Source organism: Catelliglobosispora koreensis DSM 44566, from assembly GCF_000379685.1.
Lineage (GTDB): Bacteria > Actinomycetota > Actinomycetes > Mycobacteriales > Micromonosporaceae > Catelliglobosispora > Catelliglobosispora koreensis.
The window spans coordinates 387,251-409,627 of the sequence record NZ_KB903283.1 but is presented as its reverse complement, the minus strand read 5'-3'; the positions used below and the strand labels follow the sequence as shown (position 1 = coordinate 409,627).

Below are 22,377 nucleotides of genomic sequence, written 5' to 3'. Positions count from 1 at the left end.
TCTAATCTCCTTGATTGTTGTTGCGATTGCGCTCGATCGCCTCGGCGATCCGCTTGATGCGGCGCAGTCGGGCATCCCAGGTGGCGCCGACCGCCGCTAGCTGGGCGACCGCTCGGGCGAGCTGTGCCTCGTCGACTTGGAAGTGACGCTCACGGCCAGCCGGTGCTCCGTGCACCAGGCCGACTCGGTCCAGGACGGCCAGGTGCTTCGAGACCGCTTGGCGTGTAACGGGAAGCTGCTCGCTAAGCGATGTCGCCGTGCCCGGTCCTCCGGCCAGCAGAAGGTCGATCATCGTACGCCTGATGGGGTCACCAATCGCTGACCACAGGTCGTCATCGACCGCCGTGCTCATGAGTTTGACACCAGTTTCGCGACGTATTCGCCGAGCATCGGGATGAACCGGTCCCATCCACTCACGTGATCGTTGTAGTTTTCTTCGAGGACCGCGATCTCCCAGCCCATCTCGCGGAATCCGGTTTCTGTCATGCGGATCCGGGTGCCCGCGCCGACCGGGGTCAGGTCGAAGGTGACGAACAGCGACGATCCGCTGCGCACGGGCTCGGCGAAACACCACCGGAACGAGAACCGCTTCGGCGGATTGGCCTCGACAACCGCCATCGCGACCGTTGACGTCTCCCCCGTCGCGGCGTCGCGCCAGATCAGTTCACCTGGCGCGCCCGCGATCGGCTCGAAGTGAGCTTCATCGGGCCACCACTCCTGCATATGCTCGGGTTTGCTAATGACTTCGTAGACAACCTCCGGCGAGGCGTCGACATCGATATCGCGTTCGATCGTTCCGTACTCCACTGTTCCCCACCTTTCGCAACCTTTGGTTGCACAAAACCTATCTCAGGTCCCTGCCATATGCAACCTTTGGTTGCGCATCAAAATTGGGTAGAACCAAAGGGGCGGGCTCGCCGGTACTTTATGGCGTGGAGTCATTCGAGGAGTTCGTGCACACCAGGTCACAGGCGTTTTTCCGCCTGGCTTACGTGCTAACCCGTGAGCACACCCTCGCCGAAGACCTACGGCAGACGACACTGGCGAAGGTGTGGCCCGTCTGGAAACGCATCAGCGGCGACTCGGAGCCCTATGTCCGGCGGGCCCTCGTGAACACCTACAACTCGTGGTGCCGGCGCCGGTGGGACGGCGAGCATCCGACCGGCGATCTGCCGGAACGGTCCGTTCCGTCACCTGAGTCCCTTGTGGACGATCGCGACGAAGTGTGGCGAGCGCTGGCCCGGCTGCCCAAGCGTCAGCGAGCGGTCCTCGTCATGCGGCACTTCGAGGACCTCAGCGAAGCCGAAATCGCGTCCACGCTGGACATGGCTCCTGGAACGGTCAAAAGCTATGCCGCCAAAGGGCTCGCCACGTTGCGGGCCGACCCGGCGAAACTGTCCGTCCCACCCGCTCCGGCCGCGACAGAGCGCCTCGCCGCCGTACGCGAACGGGTCAAGCACCGGCGCCGGGCCATCGTCGCCACGACCGCTGCCGTCATCGCCATCATCGTCATGCTGTTCCTGCAGCGTGCCGCCGCCCTAACTAGTGCTGCTCCTTCTGAGCTTCGGCCACGCCCAGCTGAGCGAACAGTTTCGCGGCCAGCTCGGCGTGCTCGGGTGCTCCGGTGACTTGTGCCAGACCGTCGAGAGCGCGCGCCCGTTCGTAGGTGTTGTCCGTGGTTTCCGCTAAAGCCAACGCCACCTTCAGCCTGTCAGCCGCGGTTGCCTGGTCGCCACGGGCCTGCAGGATGAGGCCGGAGTCAATCAGGGCACGGGTGCGCACGTCGGCCTCGCCGATCTCGGTGCTCAAGTCGATCGCTTGGTCCAGATAGGACAGTGCACGTTTCACGTCGCCGAGCTGGCCGGTGGCGACGCCGAGGCCACGCAACGCCACGGCATGCCCGGCGCGGTAACCCGTGGATTGGTGGATGTCCAGGGCACTTTGGTGCTGGGCCACGGCTTCTGAGTACCCACCGAGTCTTTCATGGGTTTCGCCAAGATTGTTGCGGACGGCGCCCTCGCCGGCCCGGTCCCCCAGGCGCCGGTAAATCGAAAGCGCCTGCTCAAAATTCTCCAGAGCGAGCGGATACCACCCCAGCCGAAGCTGAACGATACCAAGGTTATTGCGTGCCCCGGCCTCACCGGCTTCGTTCTTGAGCGCGACCTGAACGGCCAGCGCCTGCTCGTAGTGATCGCGCGCATCGTTGTAGCGGCCCAGCCGGCGATAGACGATGCCCAAGTTGTGCAGCGCGGCCGCTTCCCCGCCACGGTCGCCATGCTCCTGGTGCAGCGTAAGGGATTCTGTCAGGTGAGCGAGCGCATCGCTGTAGCGGCCTAGCCTCCACTCGATACCACCGATGCCCAGCAACACTTGCGCTTTACCCGCCACGTCGCCGAGAGCGTCATAGCCGCGCAGCGCCTCCTCTTGAAAGGCAAGGGCTTGGGGGTACTCAGCGAGCCGTCGGTGAATCGTGCCTAGGCGCCCAAGCACGGCTGTTTCCGCCTTGGCGTCCTGGCGAGCACGGCCGGCCCGCAGCGCGAGTTCGTCAAGCGCGATCGCGTCGCGGTAGTGCCCGCTGGTGTCGAGATAGCGGGATAAGGCTGACGCCAAAGCTTCGGTGTGGCGCGGAGATTCAGCCGCGGCAGCCACCGCTACGGCGACACAATTGCCGCGCTCAGCATCCAGCCATTCCCGGCTGGCCGCTTCGGCTCTGTCCACATAGAACTCAAACAGCCGTGCACGCGCGCTCGCCCTCCCCGGCACCGCCATCTCGCTGGCGTAGGCGCGCAACAGATCGTGCATCCCGTAACGATTGCGATCCCGCTCCTCCAGCAAATGCGCCCGCGCCAACGCATCCGTAGTGCGCCGGGCGGCACTGGCGTCCACGCCAAGTAAGGCGGCCGCTGCCTCCAAGCCGATATCTTGACCGGGGTGCTCGCCCAGCAAAGCGAACGCGTGACTGTCAGCGGAAGTCAAGTGGCGCAACGACCACGAGAAGACCGAACGGATCGCCGTGTGTTCGTCATCGCCCGCGTCAAGCAGATCCAGCGGCCTCGGCTCAGACGCAAGCTCGGCCGCCAAGTCAGCGAGACTGTCCGTCGGCCGCGCGACCGCCAGCTCGGCCGCGACCCGGATCGCCAATGGCAGCCGTGCACAGCGCCGCACCAGCGCCTCAGCCGCCTGCGGTTGCGCGTCAACGCGCGGGCCAGCAAGGCGTCGCAGCAAACTCACCCCGTCGGCAAGAGACAACAGCCCGACCGTCAGCCGTTGCGCGCCATGCCGCGCGACAAGAGCGGGCAGACTGTCGCGACTGGTCACCACCACGAAGCAGCCCGGCGTACCCGGCAGCAGATCACGCACCTGCGCCGCCGAGTGAGCATTATCGATGAGCAACAAAACCCTTTTACCCGCCAGGAGGGTACGCAGTCGCGCCGCCCGGTCGGCCACGGCACCCGGAATCGACGCACCACTATCGCCCAGCTGGCGCAGCAACGCCTCCAGCGCCTCGGCCGGTTTGGCGGGATGCTCGGGATCGTAGCCGCGCAAGTTGACGTAAAGCTGCCCGTCGGAGAACCGTTCCGCCACACGATGTGCCCAGTGCACGGCCAGTGCCGTCTTGCCCACACCACCGCCGCCCGACAAAGCGGAGATGACGATGGCGGTCGATCCGGCCGCCGTGTCCAGAAGCTCATCAAGCGCGGCGACCTCGGACTCACGTCCCGTGAACCCGGCGACGTCTGGCGGCAGCGAACGCGGCATCGCTGGCACCGTCACCGGAGTCTGTTCACCCGTCACGCTGGCGGCGAGCCACAGATCATGAAAGCCGGCGACATCTCCACCGAGCGTTTCCACGATCAGCTCAAGCAGCCCCCATCGCGGCACCCGTGGTTCAGAGAACGAAGCCGACACGGTGGTGTGGCTGCACCCGACCTCTTTGGCCATCTCCCGCAGGCTCGGCCACCCGGCTTGGTGGTGCAGTGCGTGCAGCCGTTCGAAAAGTGTCCTGACCGGACCGTCCGGCACGGCAGGTTTCGGCAGACCAGGCACCGACTCAGACCCCCCATCCGTCCAGACTCACGGCCATAGACTGTCCAGCTTTGTCAGGATCCGTCAACCGGGTTCTTGCCAGCTTCATCCTGACGGGCATGACTGATCCATTTATGTCACGCCGCGCCGTATTCGCCGGTGCCGCCCTGTGCGGGCTGACCGGCGCGCTCGCCGCGTGTGGTTCCGCCGAACCGCCCGCGGCCGTACCCTCTGTGTCTCCGTCGGCTCCCACCCTGCCGCCACCTGGTTCCTTGCTGGTCGCCGCAGCGGAGGTCCCGGTCGGTGGTGGCGTGGTCGCGGCGAACACGGTCATCGTCGTGCAACCGGCCGCCGGCCAGTTCAAGGCCTTCGACCGCCGCTGCCCGCACATGGGCGCTCTCGTCGGCACCCCAGACAGCAATGGCGCCATCGTCTGCCCGCTCCACAAAGCACGGTTCCAAGCCAGCGACGGAACGCGGGTCAGTGGCCCCGGCACGACCGGCCTCACCCTCATCCACGTCGACGTCGTCAATGGACAGATCAGGAGAAGCGCATGAAGACCACCCTCACCGTCACAGCCGCCGTCATCACCTTGCTGGCCTGCGGTTTCGGCGGTCCTAAGTCGGACAACGGCGGCGACAAGCAGCCGCCAAATCCGCCTCCCGTCACCGAAGCCACCAAGCAGCGCGAATCGCCAACGCCAGCGCAGAGCACCGAACGCGCGGGCGGCGGCTCGGTTACGACCACTTTCCGCGGCACCAGCGGCACCGACCGCGTCGCCTGCGGTGCCATCAACACCGAGTTCATGGTCGAGGCCTACAACGGCTGGATCGAGTGGACAGCCGTGCCGGTCGGCACCGATCCCACGTTCACCAACCCCGGCACCCCGGTCAGCACGATCACGGTCACGCCGGCGTCGGGCAAGCTCGAAAATGGACAGAAGGCGCTAGTAAAAGTGCGCGGCACCTACACCGGATCCAACAAGAAGTTCTACATCCGAGTGCAGGAAGTCGTTGGCGACAGCAAGACCATGAACGGCGTCTCCTTCACCTGCTGAACTGTTTAAGGTCAACACACGCCCACGCGGCGATCGGTTCCGGTATCGCTGGGCCGCTTGCCGCGCGGGCGCCGATCTTGAGGCATGCGATCTTCCGCAGTGTTGTTGTCGTACTTGTGTTCTAGGCTTTGGTTTGTGGATGTGGCTGAGCGGATTGTCGCGGAAGGGCGTATCGCTTCTGCCGCTTTGGGCCGTCAGCTTGCCCTGATTCACGAGATGAGCCGTNAGGCGCCGGTCGCGCAGTTCGCGCCGATGGAGCTGGCGTGTTTGCTTGGCCTGACCCGGTTCGCNGCNGAGGCTTAGGTTCGTTTGGCTTCAGAGCTTTGTCAGCGGCTGCCTGANGTNCTNTCGGCTTTGTCTAATGCCGACATTGACTTGGCTCGTGCGCGTGTGTTTATGGACGTGCTGTCGGTTTTGGAGGTAGCGGCGGCGCGGCAGATCGCTTCTGNNGTGCTTCCGGTCGCGGGGCAGAAGACCACCGGGCAGTTGCGGGATTTGCTGCGCCGCAAAGCCTTAGCCGCCGACCCGGACTATGTNACCGCGCGGCGCAAGCAAGCCGAAACCAGGCGCAGCGTTCAGCTTCACGCCGCNGANGACGGCACCGCGACCCTGACCGCCTTCGGCCTCGACGCCGCCCGCGCCACCGCCGCATTCGCCCNCATCAGCACCATCGCCCGCACCCGCCACACCGCCGGAACTGGCTCAGGCACCGACACTGGCTGCCGCACTTGCGCAGAGTCAGGCGCGGGCGTTAACACTGGCGTTGATGCTTGCGCCTGCACAGGTGCGGGCATTGGCTCAAGNGGCGGTGCTGGCGCNAGCTACGGCACTGACTCCGGCTCCGGCAGGACACTNGAGCAGATCCGCGCCGACGTGTTCCTCGAACTCCTGGAAGGCAAGCATGCCAGCGCACCAGCCGGAGTCATGCAACTTGAAGTCACCGTGGAAACCCTCGCCGGGCTTGACAACAACCCCGGCAAACTCGGCACCTACGGCCCCGTCGCCGCCGGCATCGCCCGCCAAATCGCCCTGTCGCACCAAGACAGCCAATGGCAATACGCCGTCCGCGCCAACGACGGCTCGCTGCTGTTGCAGGGTCTCACCCGGGCCCGGCCACCCGCACAAAACCCCACCGACCGCTTCGCCAACACTGCGCTCACACGGTGGATCCGGCTACGCGACAGAACCTGCCGCGCACCAGGATGCCGCATCCCCGCCCTGCGAACCCAAATCGACCACACCACCCGCCACACCGACGGCGGCCCCACCCAACACGACAACCTCGGCACCCTATGCGAATACCACCACCACGCCAAAGACTTCGGCGGCTGGCAACTCCACCAAACAACACCCGGCCACTTCACCTGGACCAGCCCACGCGGACGCCACTACCACGTCACACCCGACCCGCCGTAGTGAAAGCTAGTGGCGGTTGACAGTCACGAGTCCAAAGTAGAACAGCCAGGGCGCCAGAATCCCCAACGGCAAGACCGGCCGGAGGGACGCTCGACCGCGCGTAAACCGTCGATCCCGACGGTGACTACTGCCGGCGTAGCGCGTGAGTCGGCACGAGCACCATAGCTAGGGCCAGCGATAGTCGTGCGCGTGCTTGGACCACCCGCACGGGTGTAGGTGCCGCGACATGTGCCGTAGAAACCCAACAGCGGCGGATAACCGATGCTGTCCGCGCACGAGTCGCCCATGCCGCTGGCGAAGGCGGTGACGTTGGTACGGTCTGTCGTGTCACCTTGGCTACACGGTTTCGGGTGACCTTGGGTTGCGGTTAGCCGCCTTCCACGTGAGAAAGGCGGGTGCCCGCTGCGCGTAGTCGTGGTGGGCCTCGCGGCCGAAGCGGACCAGCTCTGCTAGGTGCGGGGCGAGCGGTCCGTCGCGGCGGCAGGCGACGAGGTGACGCATCACCACGGGCGAACCGGTCAGGGGACGCACGACGATGCCGGGGGCGGGCTCGAAGACGGCCTGGCAGGCGGAGATGGCTTGGCCCTGGATGATCAGATCGCGGATCGGTGAGCGGGACGCGATCGTGTACGGGACGCGTGCCATGAAGCCCGCCTGCTGGCACGCGGCGTGGAAGCAGTCGGGCCAGCCAGCACCGTCTGAGGGCGTCAAAGCCCATGTCTCCCCAGCCAAGGCCGACAGCGCGATCTCGGAACGGTCAGCTAACGGATGGTCTGACGACAAGGCGACGAAGACCGGCTCGATCTCGATGACTTCGCAGACCACGCCTGACGTCGGCTGCACTTCGTAGCCGGGATAGTCCACTGTGGTCAGTGCGTCAAGACGGCCCGCGATCAGCAACTCCCACAGCAATCGGGGCGAATATTCCATCTGCAGCCGCATGTCGATGTCGCCAAGGTAGGCGTTGAGCCGGTGTGCCTGGCCCACGGCAACGGAACCCATCGCACCACCGAGGCGGATCACACGCTTGTCGCCGACGTGAGCAGCGACGCGTTTGAGTTCGTCGATATTTAGCAGCGTTGCCCTGGCCCGGCTGAGCACGAACTCGCCCAGCCGGGTCAGCTCGGCACCACGCCGCCCGCGGGTGAACAGAGGGCCGCCCAGCTCCCGCTCCACTCGCTGCAGCTGTGCCGTAAGGGCAGGCTGCGAAAGCCCCAGCAACACCGCCGCTTTCGTCAGACTGCCCGTATCGGCGATGGCGCAGACCGCTCTCAGATGGCGGATCTCCAGATCCATCGCTCAATCATGGTGCGTCGTAGCCCAGCGTGTAAGTGCCTGATCCAGAAGCGGCATAGATCCAGTACCGGTAGTAACCGGCTGTGCCGCTATAGGTCACCGTCTTGTCCTCGGTTGACCCGGCGGACGAGGCGACCGTGTTCCATGCCGATCCGTTCCACTTCTGCAGTGACAGGTCGAAATCTGATGATGTCGCGCCGTCGAGGCAGGCTCGGTGAGTACCAGATGCGGTGGTTTGGAACCAGGAATTGTCTGGCTGGTAAGCGTTGCCGCCCGTGGACAGTGAGCCCGTGCGTGATGTTTCATAGCCCGCGCACGCGACCGGGCCTATCACAATCTTGGCCGCGATCGCCGCGTCCATGATGTCCAGCCCCACCAAATTGAATGGCTTTCCGAGGGTACGCATGAGCGAGTTCTCAGATGGCCGGTAGATGCCGTAGTTGTATTGGTTGGCGCCCTGGAACGTTCCGATCACGCCACCGTCTGGTGTCGCGCGGCCAATGTAGGCGTGCCACTTGGTGCGGTTAGCCGTCATCTGGGCCGCTGTCAGCTTGGACGCGTTGGCCCAGCTAGGTTCGCCTCCGGTGTAGGTCGTGCCAGCGGTGAAGTACTCATCGGCGAGCTTGCCGAGGGAGTGCCCGAATTCGTGAATCGCCACTTGACCCGACTGAGCGTTGCCGCCCGAGGCGGTAGCCAGGCCGCCGCTGGTGTAGCCCGCGCCGCCATACTTGGTGCTGTTGGCTAGCGCCATCACCTGGTCGACCTGTGGGGCGTTGGCGGCGAAGGCCAGGGCCTTGTTCTGGTTGACGCACAGGAGACGCTCGATCCCGCTGCACCAGAAACCCATGTCCATCGCGGTGTTGCGGCTGATCCCGCGGGTGGGGTCATTGTCCACACCGGAATCCGTGGAGATCACGTTGACGAGCCAGACGTTGAAGTAGTTCTTGTACTTCCTGAACGGCTCCACTGACGACACCTCAGCCCACTTGGATTCGGCGTGACTGCGCAGCAGGCTCATCTGGCTGGAAGTGTAACCGTCGCCCACGAACACGAGGTCGAACCGCTGGCTGGACGGCCCGGTCTCCTGCAAGGCGACGACGTCAGCGGCCATCGAGGCGAAGGGACTAAGGGGGCTGTCGACCTGCTTCTTCACATAGAGTTGAGTGATCGTACCGTCGGGTGAGAAGACCTCGCGCCACTCCCGCTGCTCGGCCTTTGCGGGCGTGCCAGCCGCGAGGATGACCGCCAATGGCAATGCGATATACCGATACATGGGCACGACTCTCGCGCCCGGTCAAACATATCGGTAATCTCGAATACCATCAGCTCTGCTGATAGACCACCGTGGACACCCGGCACACCGGGTCGGCCATCAGGTAGTAGCAGCCCTCCGACAGGTCGTCGTCATACAGATCGGTGCCGGTGATCGCGCCGAAGAACGTCATGGTCTGACCGCACGCCGGGCAAGCCTGAAAATCGTTGTCCTGGATCCAATCTGGACGGCCACCGAGCACCGAGCCGCCCGCGTGCCACGGATCGCACCACGAGCCGGGCGGCAACGGTTCGCCAAGGGACATGCCTGACTCGGGGGCGTCCCACTCGTCGTCGTCGTTGCCGTTGTATTCGGGCCGCACGTTCGACTCGTGCCACGCGACACCACCGGTGCCGTCATAGCTCAGGAACGCCGGGGCGTAACACACGCAGCGCAAGCACATCGCGACAGTGATGCGGCCCGCGGCGGGCAGTCCCAGCGGGGCATACGTGGGATCAGCGAGATCGAGGTCGAGGATCTTCCACAACTTCATGCCGCACCAGCCGCACGCCTGCTCGATCTGCTCACCCATGGTGCCGCCGGGCACGAGCTGGAACCCTTCGCTAAAGCCCAGGGAACGTTTCGTGCCCAGTCCTGTTAACTCCCAGCCGCCGGCGTGAGTCCAGGTGTGCCAAGGCTTGTCAGGCTCGATGCTGGCCCAGTTCTTGAACGCCTGCACGGCCGTCAGCGTCTGCGTCGCGGCCAGCAGGCTGAGCAGCCGCGGATCGTCCTGCGCTTGTTGCGCCACGTATGCGGCGAACTCTTCGCTCGCGTGATCGTAAAGTAGCCACGGCCAGTGCAGCTCAGCGTCGAACAGCTGCCGGTGGAAGGGCTCAAGCGCTTGCGGGTTCGTCCTGGCGACCTGCAGCAGCTCTTCGCTAACCTCCTGCTCGGCGCACGCGTGCTGCACGATATCGGCGACGGTGTCCACGTCTGAAGACCCTACAACTCGCGCTTGAACATCAGCCCGGGACGGCCGTCGAACGACTTTTCTCCAGTTTGGACGAATCCCGCCTTCTTGAGCACCGCTTGCGAGCCCGCATTGCCGGCTGTCGTTTCGGCAATGAGCGTTCTCAGCCCGTAGGACACCGCCAGCAAGCAGATCTCCCGCACGGCTGCCGTCGCGACACCCTGTCCAGAGGCCTTCTTCGCGATGCGGTACCCGAGTTCGGCTTGACCGTCAGCAACGTCGACGAGGTTGATCCGGCCAGCGATGCTGCCGTCATTGTTAACGAGCACGTGGAAGTGGCAGAGCCCGGCTTCTTGCTCCTCGATGAGGCCGCGCAAGCGCTCGCCGAACTCAGCGAAGTAGGCGTCGCCACGGTCGGGAATCGACTCGGCGAAGTAGTCGCGGTTCTCAAGCTCAAAGGCGAGCAAGGCATCAGCGTGGTCTAGGCGGAGGCGTTGCAGTTCAGGCACAGCCTCACGTTAACCCGTGCCCGCCCTGTGCCGCCAAACGCTTATCAGCCTTGCTGGCGATCGGGATGAGCAGATCATCGAGCGCCATGAACGCCTCCCAAGGCGTCCGGTCGCCCGCGAGCCGGGAGACGGCCAGCTGCTCAAGGTCCTCGGCGCGCTTACCCTTCCACACTTTGTCAGCGAGGCTGACCAGCAGATCTTCCAGTTCGATGCCAGGGCCCGCCCATGAGGCATGGGTCCGGGCGAACCGCGCCAAGTGTTCCGCGTAGCCGTGTGAAAGCAGCAGCTCATATCCGGCCATCTCGTGCGCGGAACCGGGACCGGACAGTTCGTTGGGGTAAAAGCATTTCCCGATATCGTGCGTCGCCGCTCCGAACAGGACAGCCTCGCGGTCGAACGGGACGCCAGGGAACTGTTTAGCGATCGCGGCGGTCAGCTCCACCGCCGTGTCATGCACCAAGCGCAGGTGAGCCGCCAGCCGTGGCGGCGCATTCAGGGCGATCAGCACGTCCGCCACCGGCTCAGGCAGCGGCCGCCCGCAAGCTGCATCCTTCAGCGCACGATCCAGGGCAGGCGAAGCCACGCCCGCCATCCTAACGCTCATCGACGGCTTCGGTCAGAAAGCGGTCACGAAGGCAGGTCAGCCACGCCTGGCCATAGCCTTCGGGATCTGCCGCAACATCAGCAATATCAAGGCTGCCCGATCGTTGAGCGAGTCTCCTAAGGTGCGCAGCACACTGACTCGGCTCGAGTGTCATCGTCCAGGCGACGGCAATGTATTCCCACAGTTCCATCGCATACGGTGGATCGCTTGCCAATGCGCCTTCTTGTGGCCCGCCCAGCCAGCCTGCACGCGCACCGGCCGCGACGTCCTCCACCGACAGGAACGCAACCCCATGGGCAAACTCCTCGGGTACACGAAACGGCGCTCGATAGGCTTCGCCTCGATTGCCCCGAAGGATCTCATGCCCGCTCGCCGTACCCGCATCAATTTCGGCGAGGCTCCATGCGTGCTGGCAGAAGTCGTCTTGGGCACAACCCCCATGTGGCGACAGCAAGGCGTGGGCCACCTGCCTGACCTCAGACCGTCCGTCCACCCGCCCGGAGATACCCGCGCATACCGCGAACTGTGGTCTCGTGCCCAAGGTGAACGCCAGTAGCTCCACCTCCGCGTCATCGAACCCGTTTCTGGGCCCAAAGTCTTCACCCGTAAGCACATCGAGGTATATGTCCTTCATTCGCCCACTGAGATCGCGAACGATTTCCTCAGCCCACACATGGTCCATAAGCGGGTAGAAGATGACGGTGCGCACAAAGCGCCATGGTAGGGCATCACGAAAATGTATCGAGAGCAAGAATGTAGGGCATGGGGAATGACGTTGTGGACGTGATGAAGGCGCGCGTGGCGCGGGGTGAGTTGCCGGGGCTCGTGACGCTGGTCGCGCGCGGCGAGGAGACGCAAGTCGATGTCATCGGGAAGATGGGGTTCGGTGACGAGCGGCCGATGCGGCGGGACACATTGTTCCGGATCGCTTCGCTGACCAAGCCCATCACGGCTGTCGCGGTCATGATGCTCGCCGAGGACGGGGCGTTCAGTCTCGATGAGCCAGTGGACCGGCTGCTGCCAGAGCTTGCCGAGCCACGGGTGCTGAGGAACATCGATGGGCCGCTTGACGACACGGTGCCGGCGGACCGTCCGATCACCGTCGAAGATCTGCTGACGTTCCGCATGGGGCTCGGGCTCATCACGGAACCGAGCTACAACCCGCCTTATCCCATCGTGGAAAAGCCGCGTGAGCTCAACCTCGTGCTTGCCGAGCCGGACCCGCGTACGCCGCATGAGCCTGACGAGTGGATGCGGCGCTTCGGGACGCTGCCGTTGATGGATCAGCCTGGTACGCACTGGCGGTACAACCCGGGCAGCCTCCTGCAGGGCGTGCTGATCGCACGAGCGTCCGGGATGCCGTTCGCGGATTTCCTCAAGCGGCGCCTCTTCGATCCGCTGGGCATGGGTGACACCGGGTTCCACACCGCGCTTGAGAACACCGCGCGCATTCCGCGGCAGTACATGACGAACTTCGAAACCGGTGTCCTGGAAGAGCAACCGCTCTCCAAAGCCGAGCAGTGGACGGCGGCGCCGCCGTTTCCGAGTGGGTCCAGTGGACTGCTGTCCACAGTGGACGACTACCACAAGTTCGCCCGCATGATGCTCAACCGCGGCGCGTTTGGGGGCATGCAACTGCTGCCCGAGCGGACCGTGGAGGCGATGACGGTCAATCACCTCACGCAGGACCAGATCGGCAGCGCCGGGATGCTGCTGGACGGGCGGGGCTGGGGCTATGGCCTGTCTGTCGTGGACGGGCGCTACGGCTGGGAAGGTGGCTCAGGCACGGTCTGGTTCAACGATCCGTCGCAGGACGCGACGGCAATCGCGCTGACGCAGAATACCGACTTTCTGTTCAACGGCAGTGCGACGGAGTTCATCGAGCTTGCGCTAAAGCGTCCGTAGCCTGGTTGTAAGCCGACACGACAGCCGTGGCCGGGGTGACGACGAAGTCTTGTGCCACTTGGGTTACCCCGGCTCGCATCCGTTTCTCGATCCGGCGGCGGTGCCTGCGGGCGGCGACACGTACGAAGATGCGTGCCATCAAAGATGTCAGCAAACCCGCGAGCACACCGCCAATCAGTAACGCCGTAGGCAGAGGCAGCCGGCCAAACGAGGGCATCGGCGGTTCGGGCAGGGCCAGCGCGAACAACACGTAACGGACTGCCAGCCACAGCAACCCGGCCACGACACCGGCGAAGAAGACCCATTGCAGCAGCCCGAAAATCCGCCACCACCAGCGGGCGCGGGTCAAGCCGAGGTCGGTGCGGGCGATGACCTGGTCGAGCGCGTCGGGCAGATCGTCCTTTCGCGACCGGGCCGCCGCCAGCACCTCGTCGTCCCAAGGCGACGGCAACTCCACTTGCGCGGCGGTCTCTTTGAGGGCCAGGGTTACGCCGGCTTGTGCCGCCGGGGCGGCCGGCCCGATGGACGTCGCGTCACCTTTGCTGTCGCCGACGTGCAGGCGGCTGAGCGGATCGGGACGCAGCCGGCGAAGCCAGCGCAGCGGCGGCCAGCCGGTGACCTTCCGTGCGCGGTGAACGTACGCGTTCTCCGTCGCTCTAGCGACGGCCGGCACCCCGGCGGCCCGTGCTAGCGCGTCGTTCAGGCGGGTGATGACGGGCTTGCTGAACGGCTCACGGCGTACCACCGGGAAGTTGTAGGTCGCCACAACGGTCGTGAGGTCGGCGCCCAGCCTGCGCAGCGCGGCCTTGCGAGCGGCCACCGCTTCCCGCAACGTGTCCGTCAGGCCTGAAAGCCCCGGCGCCGCAACGGTTGACGCGGTGATCACAGGCACGTCGCCGAGACCGTCCGCCCGCAGGAGCTGGCGTAAGTCGGCCACACACTCCTGCAAATCGGCCGGGGACAACAGGTCTGCCTGGTTGAGCACCACGACGGTGATGTCACGATGCTCGTGGAACTTGGCGAGATAGCTCTTGTGCACGACTTTGTCGGCGTATTTCTGCGGATGTAGCACCCACACGATCAGGTCCACAATGGACAGCAGCCGGTCGGCTTCGACGCGGTGCGCCGAGGCGACGGAGTCGAAGTCGGGAAGGTCCAGTAATACCAAGCCATCCAGACCCGGTCCAGCGTCGCGATGAAAGCGGCGCCCGACTTTTAGCCAGTCGAGCAACGTGTCCGCTTCCTCGGAACCAAAGACGCACGCGTGCGTATCGCCCGTTGTGGGCCGGCGCACTCCCGTCTGTGACAACGACTGGCCGGAAAGAGCGTTGAAAATACTAGATTTGCCGGCACCAGTTGAGCCCGCCAGCGCCACCACGGTATGTGTGCGCGACAGGCTAAGCCGCTCCCCCGCGCGGGCGATGAGTTCCCGCGCGGGCGCGAGCTGATCGTCTGGAAGATGCGGCGAGGCGACCGAGACGAACCGTCCCAGCGCCTCCATGCGGTCGACGACGGACTTCATGCGATCCGCACCGCCTGCGCGGCGGAGCGAATCCGGTCACCAGCGGCGGGATCCACGCCGGAGGAAGCCAGAACGTCATAGAACCGCTGCGCTTCCTCGCCCAGCACGTCGTGCACGCGGTTCAGCAGATCTTCGCGGGCCGTGCCAGCCAGGCGCCGCACGGCTTCATCGCCGAAGATGGCCTCCAGAAGCTTTTGCGCCGCAACGGTTGTCCCCGCCCCGACAGCGATCTCGGCTCCGGTGGGGATGAACGCTGTCGCCGCGAATACCGCGATCATCAGCGCGAACCCGAGCGCATTGACCGCGTAGGCGCTGGCTTTCGCGACGTAGAGCTTCTTCGACGATTCCGTGCGCACGAGTTCCAGGACCGCGCGCTGCCAGTCGCGTACCATCCGGTCGGCGCGCTCGTCGATATCCTTGCCAGCGCTGGATAATCCGGGCCTGAGCAACGCCGCCCCGGCCGGGTGAGCGCGCCAGGCACGGGCAGTCTTCTCCGCCGCGTCCTCGGCTGCCCCGTGCACGAACGTCACTAGGCCAGACTCCAGAGCGGACTGAAGTTGTTCCGTGGGCCGGGGTTTGCCCGTGATCGCGCTCACGAGCTGATCGCGCCAGCGGCCGACCGTCGCTTGCAGACCGCGCATGAATTCGCCGGTTCCCGCGAGCTCTTGCCAGCGCGCGAGCACCTCACCGCGGAACAGGACACCGTCGTGGACCCCTTGCGCTACTTGGAGTTCCGCCTCACGATAGGCGATGCCCACGGAATCTTTTAGCGAATCGACCGCTTCGGCTTGAGCGTCAGCCTCGGCCGCGAGCCGTGCCGCGGTCGGTTCGAGGGCTTTGATCGCCCCGTCAACGGTCTGCCGCACGACCTTCGCCCGTTCGGCGGCCGACTGGGCCAGGTCATCGAGCCACGTCTTGAGCTCCTGGACGGAACGCTGCGGCAGCAGGCCGTCCGGGCTGAGCTGCTGTTCGTCCACAGTGAACATGCGCGTGCTGCCGAGCCCGTGTTCAGCGAGCATTTCCGTCAGGTGCGGCGCGACTTCACCGGCCGCTCCCGGCGGCACGCGATTGAGGATGATGGCCAGCGACGTACCGCGATTGCGCGCGTCGGTCAGCAGCTCCCACGGCACCGCGTCGGCGTAACGGATCGCCGTCGTGACGAACAGCCACAGATCAGCGGCCGCGAGCAGCTGTTCGGCCAGCACACGGTTGGCTTCCTCCACCGAGTCGATGTCAGGCGCGTCGAGCAGCGCCAGCCCCGACGGAATCGCCGCCGACTGGACGATCCGCAGCCCCACGCCTTCGGTCACGGTCCGGGTCAGCTTCGGCAGCAGATTCGCCTCCGTGAACCAGCGCGAATCCTCCGGATGGCACACCAGCACCGGCGCCCGCGTCGTCGGCCGCCGCGCCCCTGCCACGCTGACCGCCTCCCCCACGATGCTATTGACCAACGTCGACTTCCCCGCCCCGGTCGACCCGCCGGCCACCGCCAGCAGCGGGGCGTCCAGCCGCGCCAGGCGCGGGATCAGATAGTCGTCCAGCTGCCCTGAGGTGGCCTTCGCCAGGTTCCGGGCCGTCTCCGCACCCGGCAGATTGAGCGGGTACGCGGACGCGCTCAGCACATCCCGCAGACCATTCAGCGCTTCCGTCATACCCATGCCCTAACCATTACCATTTATGCGGTGGCGTACTCACGTTTCCTCAATGACGAATCGCTGGCGCTCATTTCTGTGCCCTGGCGCTGAAGTTCCCGAGCGAACATTGTCTTGATCCACAGCCCTAGCGGTGATCCACATCCCGCCAGGCGTGATCCACAGACGATTTGATCACGTCCTGCGGGATGTGGATCATGTTTGCCCGAAGGGGGGAACTTCGCGTGAGCGTGAAGGCGGATGTGCAGTCGGTGCTGCGGGCGTGTGGGCTGGTGGGTGCGCGGGCGAAGCCTATTCACGGTGGGTGGGCGTCGTGGACGTTCGATGTGGACGGTCAGTTCATTTTGCGGATCGCCCGTGATGACGAGGTCGCGGCGGCGCACCGGCGGGAGGAACGGTTGTTGCCCGCGTTAGCTGAGGCGGTGTCGTTCACGGTGCCCGTGCCCATCAAGGTGGGCGTGGACCAAGGCCACACGTACATGCTTTACGCCAAGATTGCGGGCCGGCAACTCGCGGAAGGCGACGACTTGGACCGGCTCGGCGGGATGCTGCGCGAGCTGCACGCGTTTCCGGCTGACCGGGCACGGGAGTTGCTGGGCTGCCCGGGGACAGGGCTGGACTGGCAGCGGCAGTATCAGGAGTCATGGCAGTGGATGGAACGCGACGTTCTCCCGGCCACCGATCAGCGAGTGGCCGTAACCGCCGCCTACGCACGGTTCGTCGAAAGCGCCGCGGACTTCGAACCGGTGCTGGTACACCGCGATCTAGGCATCGAGCACATCCTGAGCGACGACACAGGCCGCCCGCAGGCGCTCATCGATTTCGAGGACGCGACCGTGGGCGATCCCGCCATCGACCTCGCCGGAATCCTGGCGGGCTTGGGCCCCGAGGCCACGAAACGGGTCCTGAAAAGCTATAGCAAGTCTGTGAGCTGGGAACGAGTCCATTTCTACTGGTGGATGGGTTCAGCTCACGCCGTCCACTACGGACGGTCAACGGATGACACCGCTCTGATTCAAGACGCGGCTTCAGAAATGATTCGGCGTATGGGCTTTCGCTTCTGACGCTGGCGTGCCAGCATCGCGGCATGCCGGTTGTCGCTGCCCCCGCGGCCGTTGTCGGTAGCGCCGCCCTCGCCTGGTATCTCGTCGCTTATTTCTCGTCCCTGGACAGCACCCGGGCCGGGGAAATGGTGGCGGGTTTCCTGTTTGGACTGGGCGCTGGAGTCATGCTGACGGCTGCCCATCGCTTACCCGTCGCGGCCGTCATTGCGCCGCGATGGCGGCGATCGGTGCTGACCGGCGCGTTCTGTGCCGCGGCCGTGCTCGCGGTCGGGCTGGTGGTGTTTGGCCTCCCGGGCGCCTTAGCGGCCATCCCGGCCGGGCTCACCGGGCTTTTCGCCAGCCGCCGCACCGTTGTCAGCAGGGGCTCGTGGCAGCGATACCGGCTCTCGCTGGCGCTGACGATCGTGGTCATCCTCGCCATCGTCGCGTTCCGGTTCGCGCTGGGGCACCGGGAAATCACGGGCATTGGCGTGCTGACCGGCTGGCTCGCGACGCTCGTGCTGCCGGTGCCGGTGATGCTGGCCTGGCTGACCCGCATCACCCAGCCGCTGCCAGCTTTTGGTTTACGCCCGGCTCAGACCCAAAACCTTCATTCCCTTTCGGGGTACCAGGAAGAAGCTCTCGCGTTCTGCATCTTCCTCGCGCCCGGCGATATCCCCCGGTCCCTGGTTATCCGGGTCGCCATGGACACCAAGCCCGGGCGGGCGACCTCGCTGAACACCCTGGCGGCACAAGCGTTTCAAGAGTCGGGCCCCGATTCGCTGAACATCGATCCGCTCACGCAGCGCCTGGCCTATCACCGGCTCGCCCAGTCACAGCGGCGCGAATGGTCGGCCAAGGCGGTCCGGGAGATCGCGGCGTTCTTTCCCGAGAACTACACGGAGAATCCGGCCTGGTGTGAAAGGCTGGCGCCCCACGCCCTCGCGGCTGGCGCTCACGCGTATGAGCTCGACGCCGACCGAGGTGCCGCTGCTCTGCTGCTGAACCAGGTCGCCGGATACCTGCTATTCACTGACCGGGCCACGGAAGCGGCAGACGCGTTGCACCTCGCGCTCGCGTGCGCGGCCGAGGCGTTTGGCACCGCGTCGGAGCAGGCGAACATCATCAGGGCCAACCTGGCGGTCAGTCCAGCGGCGATCGAGTCCTTCCGGCTGCTGTCGGTGGCGACTCCTCGGGGATCGCGCCGCGCCCGGGAACCTATGCCAGAGCACAGGATCCTGGCTCTCGGTCTGTCAATCGTGGTCCTGATCGCGGCGGTGCTCGTCGGCGGGCTGTTGGGGCGGGAGGCTTACCTGTCGCGTCCGCAACCGGCGGACCATCCGCTGCAGACCGTCGCTGATTTGCAGGAGCTGTGCGCTGACCGTCAGCGGTTCTACCCTGACGCTCCGGAATACGCGCCACCCGGGCCGCATCAGATCCAGTTGTTCGCGCGTGAGTCCATTTCGGATTCGTTTTCCGCCGAGCGGTTAAGCGGGCAGGTGCCCGAGCATTGGCGCGCCACGGCCGCCACCGTGAGCCGCACGCAACTGACCGGTTGCGTCACCCGCACGCGCACCGGGCCGAAGATTGCCACCTGCCAGCAGCCCAATGGGCCGGAACTGCTTGTGCACCAAGCGACTTACGAGGTCGAGGTCTATTCTGTGCGCACGGCCGCGCTCGTCGGATCCACCGTCATCACCATCACCTCGGCACCGTGCCCGGCCGCCGCGCAGGCCGGGCGCGTCTTCGCCCAGCCGTCGCTAGCTGATTACCGGGAAGCCATCGGTGAGTTCGTCGAGTAGCGGCACGTATCATCAGCGCGGTGAGTGACTTCCTGCCCACCGCCGCGGCGAGCACGCGTCCGCTGCCCAGCAAACTGTCCGCCTTCTTGGTGTTCTTCGCCAGTGGAGCGGTCCTTGTCCTGGAAACGGTGTCACTGCGTCTCGTCGGTCCCTACATCGGCGTCACGCTGCAAGTCACCAGCGCGGTCATTGGACTGTCTCTGCTCGCCATCGCCTACGGCGCCTGGCTCGGCGGCTGGATGGCGGACCGGCGCGACCCACGGCACCTCATCGCCCCGGCGCTGATTCTCGCCGCGATCGCCACCGGCATCACGCTGCCGCTCGTGCGGTATGCCGGTGAGATCCTCCGTGGCAGTGCCACGATGGGCATCCTGTTGCTGACCGCCGTGGCCGTGTTCATTCCGATCCTGCTGCTGTCAGCTATCCCCCCGCTCGTGGTGAAGCTTCAGCTCGGCGACTTGCGCCGCACCGGTCAAGTGGTCGGCAAGCTGTCGAGCATCGGCACCCTCGGCGCGGTGACGGCCACTCTGGTGACCGGGTTCGTGTTGGTGGCATCCTTTCCCAGCAGTGTCATCGTCATGGGACTAGCCGGATGCCTTGGTGTCGCTGGCTTGGCGATCGCTGTGTACCTGCGGCGCAAATACCCGTACACGCTTCGGGCCGCGCCACGCACGCGCGCGGTGCTGACGGTGGTGGCGCTGCTGGCCGCGGGGGCGTCAGCCGCGGCACCGCATCCGTGTGATCTGGAGACCGCCTACCACTGCGCGTCGGTGTCCACCGATCCCAATAACCCGAGCGGGCGCAGCCTCAAACTCAACTCCGCCGAACACTCCTATGTGGACTTGACCGACGCGACGCATCTCGAATACGCCTACGTCAAGTGGATGGCCGTCGTAGCCGGCTTCGTGACGCCGCAACGTCCGTTTGACGCGGTGCACCTGGGCGGCGGTGGGTTCACGTTGCCTCGCTATTTCATGACAGCGCGTCCTGGTACCAGCAATGTGGTTTTTGAAATCGACGGTGGCCTGGTGAAGGTCGGCCGGGAGTTGCTGGGGTTGCAAACCGGCCCGCAGCTGCAAGTCAGCGTCGGGGACGCCCGCATGCTCATCAGCCAGCACCCGAGCGCGTCGGCGGATCTCGTGGTGGGTGACGCGTTCGGCTACCTGGCCGTGCCGTGGCATCTCACGACACGTGAGATGGCACAAGAAATCAAGCGGGTCATGCGTCCTGACGCGATCTACGTCCAGAACGTCATCGACTACCCGCCGAACCGGTTCATCAAGGCGGAGATGGCCACCGTGGCCTCAGCCTTCCCGCACGTCGCGCTGATCGCTCCGCAGGCCGCGCTCGACGCCAAGGCGGGCTCGAATTTCGTCATCGTGGCGTCCCAGGCGCCGCTGCCGCTCAGCGAGATGAGCCATGCGCTCAAGACGTTCCTGGAAGACCCGGTCGTGCTGCTGTTCGGCGACAAGCTCACGGCGTTCATCGGTGGAGCACGCGTATTGACCGACGACTACGCCCCCGTGGACCAGTTGCTGACCGGGCCCTAGTCAGGGCAAGCGGGTTTCCGCTGTCACGGAGGCGACCACACCCTCGAAACCCGTGCCGGAGTTGAGAACGCGCCGCTGGCGTTGTGACGACGTGCCGCGCTTCTGAATCGCTTCGATGCCGTCCAGTGCGCGTTGCGTTTCGCCCCGGTCGTCGAGAGCGTCGCGCACGTAGGAAACGAAGTGCCGCAACAGCTCCGCCGCCTTGACGGGCTGTCCGGCGACGGGGTCGACGAGCTGGCCGGTCAGACCGGACCGTGCCGCTTTCCACGTCGCCGCCCGCAGCATTTCGTCCTCGATGGCGGGCGGCGGGTCGCCGCGCAGCTCAGCTTCGCCAGCGGTGATGACGAGCGCCCGCGACAATGCCGCGATCGTGATGACGTCGTCGACGAGCGGGCAGGCGTCAGCGATGCGCACCTCCAGCGTGGGAAACCGGGCCGACGGGCGAACGTCGTAATAGATCATTCCGAGGTCACTGATGACGCCGGCTTCGACCAATTTGCTGGTACGCCTTTCGTAGTCCTCAAGCCCATTGAAAGCCGGCGGTGGCCCGCCGGTCGGCCAGCGCGAGGTGATGATGTTGCGGTAGGACGAATAGCCGGTGTCACCGTGGCGGAAATAGGGCGAGCCAGCTGACAGCGCCAGCAAGGCGGGCAGCCACGGCCGCACGCGCCGGATGCTGCGCACGGCCAGCTCCTTGTCCTCGATGCCGACCTGGACCTGACACGCACAAACCTGCTGCTCGACGGCGAGTTGCTGATATTCGTCGGAGATCCGGCGATACCGCTCATCCGGGAACACCGCGCCCAGAGGGAGCCCGCCACCCGGCACCGTGCCGACGGCGGCCAGCGCGAGCCCGGATTGCTCCACGGCGGCGATGACCTGGCTGCGGGCCCTGACGACGGCAGCACGCAAGCCATCAAGGTCGGTGCATACTTCCGTGGCTGTCTCCAGCATCGAGCGCTGAAACTCTTGCTGCATAACGTTTATGCCCTCGGGCACCGTGGCAAGGACCGCCTCGGCCCCGGACGCGGGCATGCCAGTTTCCGGGCTAACCAGGTGGAATTCTTCCTCCACCCCGATCGTCTCGCCGATGCGGGTCACGGAGTAGTCCCTACCCCACCCGGCGACGGCGCAAAAGCCACCCGGTCAGCATCCCGGCCGCGAACGTCAGCGCCAGCACGAGCCACACCGGCGCCTGCACCGACTTGACCCACAAACTGATCTGAGCCGACTGGTTGTTGGCGACGATGAACCAAATCGCGGCGATCGCAATGAGAGCGGCGGCGATCCACTTGGGGGATATTCGCCAGCGGGGCTGCGGCGTCTGGGCCTGCCCGTATTGCGTCATAGGAAACACTTTACGCGTTAGTCACGCCTGTCGCGCAGAATGAGCGCTATGCAGAGATGCCCATGCGGAACCGGACTGACCTACGGCGAGTGTTGCGAGCCGTTTCATCGTGGCGCGGCCAGCCCACCGACGGCGGAGGCGCTCATGCGGTCGCGGTTTACCGCGTTCGCCCTCAAAGACGAGGGCTATCTGCTGCGAAGCTGGCACTCGCGCAGCCGTCCAAAGCAGATCGATTTCAGCGATGGCCTTCGCTGGCTCCGGCTCGAAGTGCTCAGCGGCACCAAGGGCGGCTTGTTCGACGACCATGGCACGGTGATGTTCGAGGCGCATTACACCGAGGCGGGCGAGCGCGCGACGATGCGGGAGAACAGCCACTTCACGCGCGAAGACGGGCAGTGGCGCTACACCGGGCCGGTATAGGGTTT

At 65.4% G+C, this 22,377-nt stretch carries 21 protein-coding genes and 1 pseudogene; 9 read left to right on the top strand and 13 right to left on the bottom strand.

All coding sequences use genetic code 11. The features are described from left to right. Position 1 precedes the first annotated feature (1 nt). On the bottom strand, positions 2 to 352 hold the full coding sequence (locus A3E1_RS0127525) for an ArsR/SmtB family transcription factor (RefSeq protein WP_020524019.1): 351 nt from the start codon (positions 350 to 352) through the stop codon (positions 2 to 4). Further along, entirely contained in the window at positions 349 to 807 is a 459-nt protein-coding gene (locus A3E1_RS0127520; protein ID WP_020524018.1) for an SRPBCC domain-containing protein, read from the bottom strand. The genes A3E1_RS0127525 and A3E1_RS0127520 overlap by 4 nt, the downstream gene beginning before the upstream one ends. 125 nt (positions 808 to 932) lie before the next feature. Between A3E1_RS0127520 and A3E1_RS42385 the strand changes: the two genes are divergently transcribed. Continuing rightward, a complete protein-coding gene (locus A3E1_RS42385) occupies positions 933 to 1,628 on the top strand; it encodes a SigE family RNA polymerase sigma factor (protein ID WP_020524017.1) in 696 nt (231 codons plus the stop codon). Here the strand turns inward: A3E1_RS42385 and A3E1_RS42380 are convergent. Next, positions 1,543 to 4,047 (bottom strand): ATP-binding protein, encoded by a 2,505-nt coding sequence (locus A3E1_RS42380; RefSeq protein WP_020524016.1) that lies wholly within the window; start codon positions 4,045 to 4,047, stop codon positions 1,543 to 1,545. The two genes, A3E1_RS42385 and A3E1_RS42380, sit on opposite strands and share 86 nt — an antisense overlap. A gap of 98 nt (positions 4,048 to 4,145) precedes the next feature. On the opposite strand from A3E1_RS42380, the gene A3E1_RS0127505 reads away from it, so the two are divergent. Both A3E1_RS0127505 and A3E1_RS0127500 read left to right on the top strand, forming a co-directional pair. After that, positions 4,146 to 4,583, top strand: a complete 438-nt coding sequence (locus A3E1_RS0127505) for a Rieske (2Fe-2S) protein (RefSeq protein ID WP_063825162.1) — start codon at positions 4,146 to 4,148, stop codon at positions 4,581 to 4,583. Beyond that, positions 4,580 to 5,083, top strand: a complete 504-nt coding sequence (locus A3E1_RS0127500) for a hypothetical protein (protein WP_020524014.1) — start codon at positions 4,580 to 4,582, stop codon at positions 5,081 to 5,083. Before A3E1_RS0127505 ends, A3E1_RS0127500 begins: the two co-directional genes overlap by 4 nt. 1,752 nt (positions 5,084 to 6,835) lie before the next feature. Here the strand turns inward: A3E1_RS0127500 and A3E1_RS0127485 are convergent. Genes A3E1_RS0127485 through A3E1_RS0127460 form a run of 6 tightly spaced genes read right to left on the bottom strand, consistent with a single transcriptional unit; the run spans position 6,836 to position 11,839 of the window. Then, a complete protein-coding gene (locus A3E1_RS0127485) occupies positions 6,836 to 7,795 on the bottom strand; it encodes a LysR family transcriptional regulator (protein ID WP_020524011.1) in 960 nt (319 codons plus the stop codon). 7 nt (positions 7,796 to 7,802) lie between these two features. Next, the gene (locus A3E1_RS42365) at positions 7,803 to 9,068 is read right to left on the bottom strand and encodes a M64 family metallopeptidase (RefSeq protein ID WP_020524010.1); all 1,266 of its coding nucleotides are present in this window, start codon (positions 9,066 to 9,068) and stop codon (positions 7,803 to 7,805) included. A gap of 49 nt (positions 9,069 to 9,117) precedes the next feature. Further along, entirely contained in the window at positions 9,118 to 10,038 is a 921-nt protein-coding gene (locus A3E1_RS0127475; protein ID WP_020524009.1) for a hypothetical protein, read from the bottom strand. An 11-nt stretch (positions 10,039 to 10,049) separates the two neighbouring features. Further along, positions 10,050 to 10,526 (bottom strand): GNAT family N-acetyltransferase, encoded by a 477-nt coding sequence (locus A3E1_RS0127470; protein ID WP_020524008.1) that lies wholly within the window; start codon positions 10,524 to 10,526, stop codon positions 10,050 to 10,052. A gap of 4 nt (positions 10,527 to 10,530) precedes the next feature. Then, on the bottom strand, positions 10,531 to 11,118 hold the full coding sequence (locus tag A3E1_RS0127465; protein ID WP_211216006.1) for an HD domain-containing protein: 588 nt from the start codon (positions 11,116 to 11,118) through the stop codon (positions 10,531 to 10,533). Between the two features lies 1 nt (position 11,119). Then, a complete protein-coding gene (locus A3E1_RS0127460; protein ID WP_020524006.1) occupies positions 11,120 to 11,839 on the bottom strand; it encodes a hypothetical protein in 720 nt (239 codons plus the stop codon). Positions 11,840 to 11,892: 53 nt separating this feature from the next. Here A3E1_RS0127460 and A3E1_RS0127455 point away from each other — a divergent pair, with 53 nt between their 5' ends. Continuing rightward, positions 11,893 to 13,035: a serine hydrolase domain-containing protein gene (locus tag A3E1_RS0127455; RefSeq protein ID WP_020524005.1), complete on the top strand. Its 1,143-nt coding sequence runs from the start codon at positions 11,893 to 11,895 to the stop codon at positions 13,033 to 13,035. On the opposite strand, the gene A3E1_RS0127450 is transcribed toward A3E1_RS0127455, so the two are convergent. Both A3E1_RS0127450 and A3E1_RS42360 read right to left on the bottom strand, forming a co-directional pair. Beyond that, a complete protein-coding gene (locus A3E1_RS0127450; protein WP_020524004.1) occupies positions 13,007 to 14,557 on the bottom strand; it encodes a GTPase family protein in 1,551 nt (516 codons plus the stop codon). The two genes, A3E1_RS0127455 and A3E1_RS0127450, sit on opposite strands and share 29 nt — an antisense overlap. After that, a complete protein-coding gene (locus A3E1_RS42360; protein ID WP_157631757.1) occupies positions 14,554 to 16,215 on the bottom strand; it encodes a GTPase family protein in 1,662 nt (553 codons plus the stop codon). The genes A3E1_RS0127450 and A3E1_RS42360 overlap by 4 nt, the downstream gene beginning before the upstream one ends. A gap of 218 nt (positions 16,216 to 16,433) precedes the next feature. Between A3E1_RS42360 and A3E1_RS0127440 the strand changes: the two genes are divergently transcribed. Genes A3E1_RS0127440 through A3E1_RS0127430 form a run of 3 tightly spaced genes read left to right on the top strand, consistent with a single transcriptional unit; the run spans position 16,434 to position 20,604 of the window. After that, the gene (locus A3E1_RS0127440; RefSeq protein WP_020524002.1) at positions 16,434 to 17,273 is read left to right on the top strand and encodes a phosphotransferase family protein; all 840 of its coding nucleotides are present in this window, start codon (positions 16,434 to 16,436) and stop codon (positions 17,271 to 17,273) included. Between the two features lie 23 nt (positions 17,274 to 17,296). Beyond that, the gene (locus A3E1_RS0127435) at positions 17,297 to 19,054 is read left to right on the top strand and encodes a hypothetical protein (RefSeq protein WP_020524001.1); all 1,758 of its coding nucleotides are present in this window, start codon (positions 17,297 to 17,299) and stop codon (positions 19,052 to 19,054) included. 20 nt (positions 19,055 to 19,074) lie between these two features. Then, positions 19,075 to 20,604 carry a fused MFS/spermidine synthase gene (locus tag A3E1_RS0127430; RefSeq protein WP_020524000.1) on the top strand — a complete coding sequence of 510 codons (1,530 nt, stop codon included), beginning with the start codon at positions 19,075 to 19,077 and terminating at the stop codon, positions 20,602 to 20,604. On the opposite strand, the gene A3E1_RS0127425 is transcribed toward A3E1_RS0127430, so the two are convergent. Then, entirely contained in the window at positions 20,605 to 21,705 is a 1,101-nt protein-coding gene (locus A3E1_RS0127425) for a carboxylate-amine ligase (RefSeq protein WP_020523999.1), read from the bottom strand. Positions 21,706 to 21,715: 10 nt separating this feature from the next. Then, entirely contained in the window at positions 21,716 to 21,952 is a 237-nt protein-coding gene (locus A3E1_RS0127420; RefSeq protein WP_020523998.1) for a LapA family protein, read from the bottom strand. 39 nt (positions 21,953 to 21,991) lie between these two features. Here A3E1_RS0127420 and A3E1_RS49225 point away from each other — a divergent pair. Beyond that, positions 21,992 to 22,054 (top strand): annotated as a pseudogene (locus A3E1_RS49225) (SEC-C metal-binding domain-containing protein); the annotation flags it as partial. Continuing rightward, a complete protein-coding gene (locus A3E1_RS0127415; RefSeq protein WP_407637394.1) occupies positions 22,028 to 22,372 on the top strand; it encodes a YchJ family protein in 345 nt (114 codons plus the stop codon). The pseudogene A3E1_RS49225 and the gene A3E1_RS0127415, both read left to right, overlap by 27 nt. The last annotated feature ends 5 nt before the right edge of the window (positions 22,373 to 22,377 follow it).

What these genes read in the sequence shown, in the direction of transcription:
- A3E1_RS42360 (WP_157631757.1), bottom strand. Translation starts at nt 16,215, where the DNA reads ATGGGTATGACGGAAGCGCTGAATGGTCTGCGGGATGTGCTGAGCGCG.
- A3E1_RS0127465 (WP_211216006.1), bottom strand. Translation starts at nt 11,118, where the DNA reads ATGGCGGGCGTGGCTTCGCCTGCCCTGGATCGTGCGCTGAAGGATGCA.
- A3E1_RS0127455 (WP_020524005.1), top strand. Translation starts at nt 11,893, where the DNA reads ATGGGGAATGACGTTGTGGACGTGATGAAGGCGCGCGTGGCGCGGGGT.
- A3E1_RS0127525 (WP_020524019.1), bottom strand. Translation starts at nt 352, where the DNA reads ATGAGCACGGCGGTCGATGACGACCTGTGGTCAGCGATTGGTGACCCC.
- A3E1_RS0127435 (WP_020524001.1), top strand. Translation starts at nt 17,297, where the DNA reads ATGCCGGTTGTCGCTGCCCCCGCGGCCGTTGTCGGTAGCGCCGCCCTC.
- A3E1_RS0127450 (WP_020524004.1), bottom strand. Translation starts at nt 14,557, where the DNA reads ATGAAGTCCGTCGTCGACCGCATGGAGGCGCTGGGACGGTTCGTCTCG.
- A3E1_RS0127505 (WP_063825162.1), top strand. Translation starts at nt 4,146, where the DNA reads ATGACTGATCCATTTATGTCACGCCGCGCCGTATTCGCCGGTGCCGCC.
- A3E1_RS0127500 (WP_020524014.1), top strand. Translation starts at nt 4,580, where the DNA reads ATGAAGACCACCCTCACCGTCACAGCCGCCGTCATCACCTTGCTGGCC.
- A3E1_RS0127485 (WP_020524011.1), bottom strand. Translation starts at nt 7,795, where the DNA reads ATGGATCTGGAGATCCGCCATCTGAGAGCGGTCTGCGCCATCGCCGAT.
- A3E1_RS0127420 (WP_020523998.1), bottom strand. Translation starts at nt 21,952, where the DNA reads ATGACGCAATACGGGCAGGCCCAGACGCCGCAGCCCCGCTGGCGAATA.
- A3E1_RS42365 (WP_020524010.1), bottom strand. Translation starts at nt 9,068, where the DNA reads ATGTATCGGTATATCGCATTGCCATTGGCGGTCATCCTCGCGGCTGGC.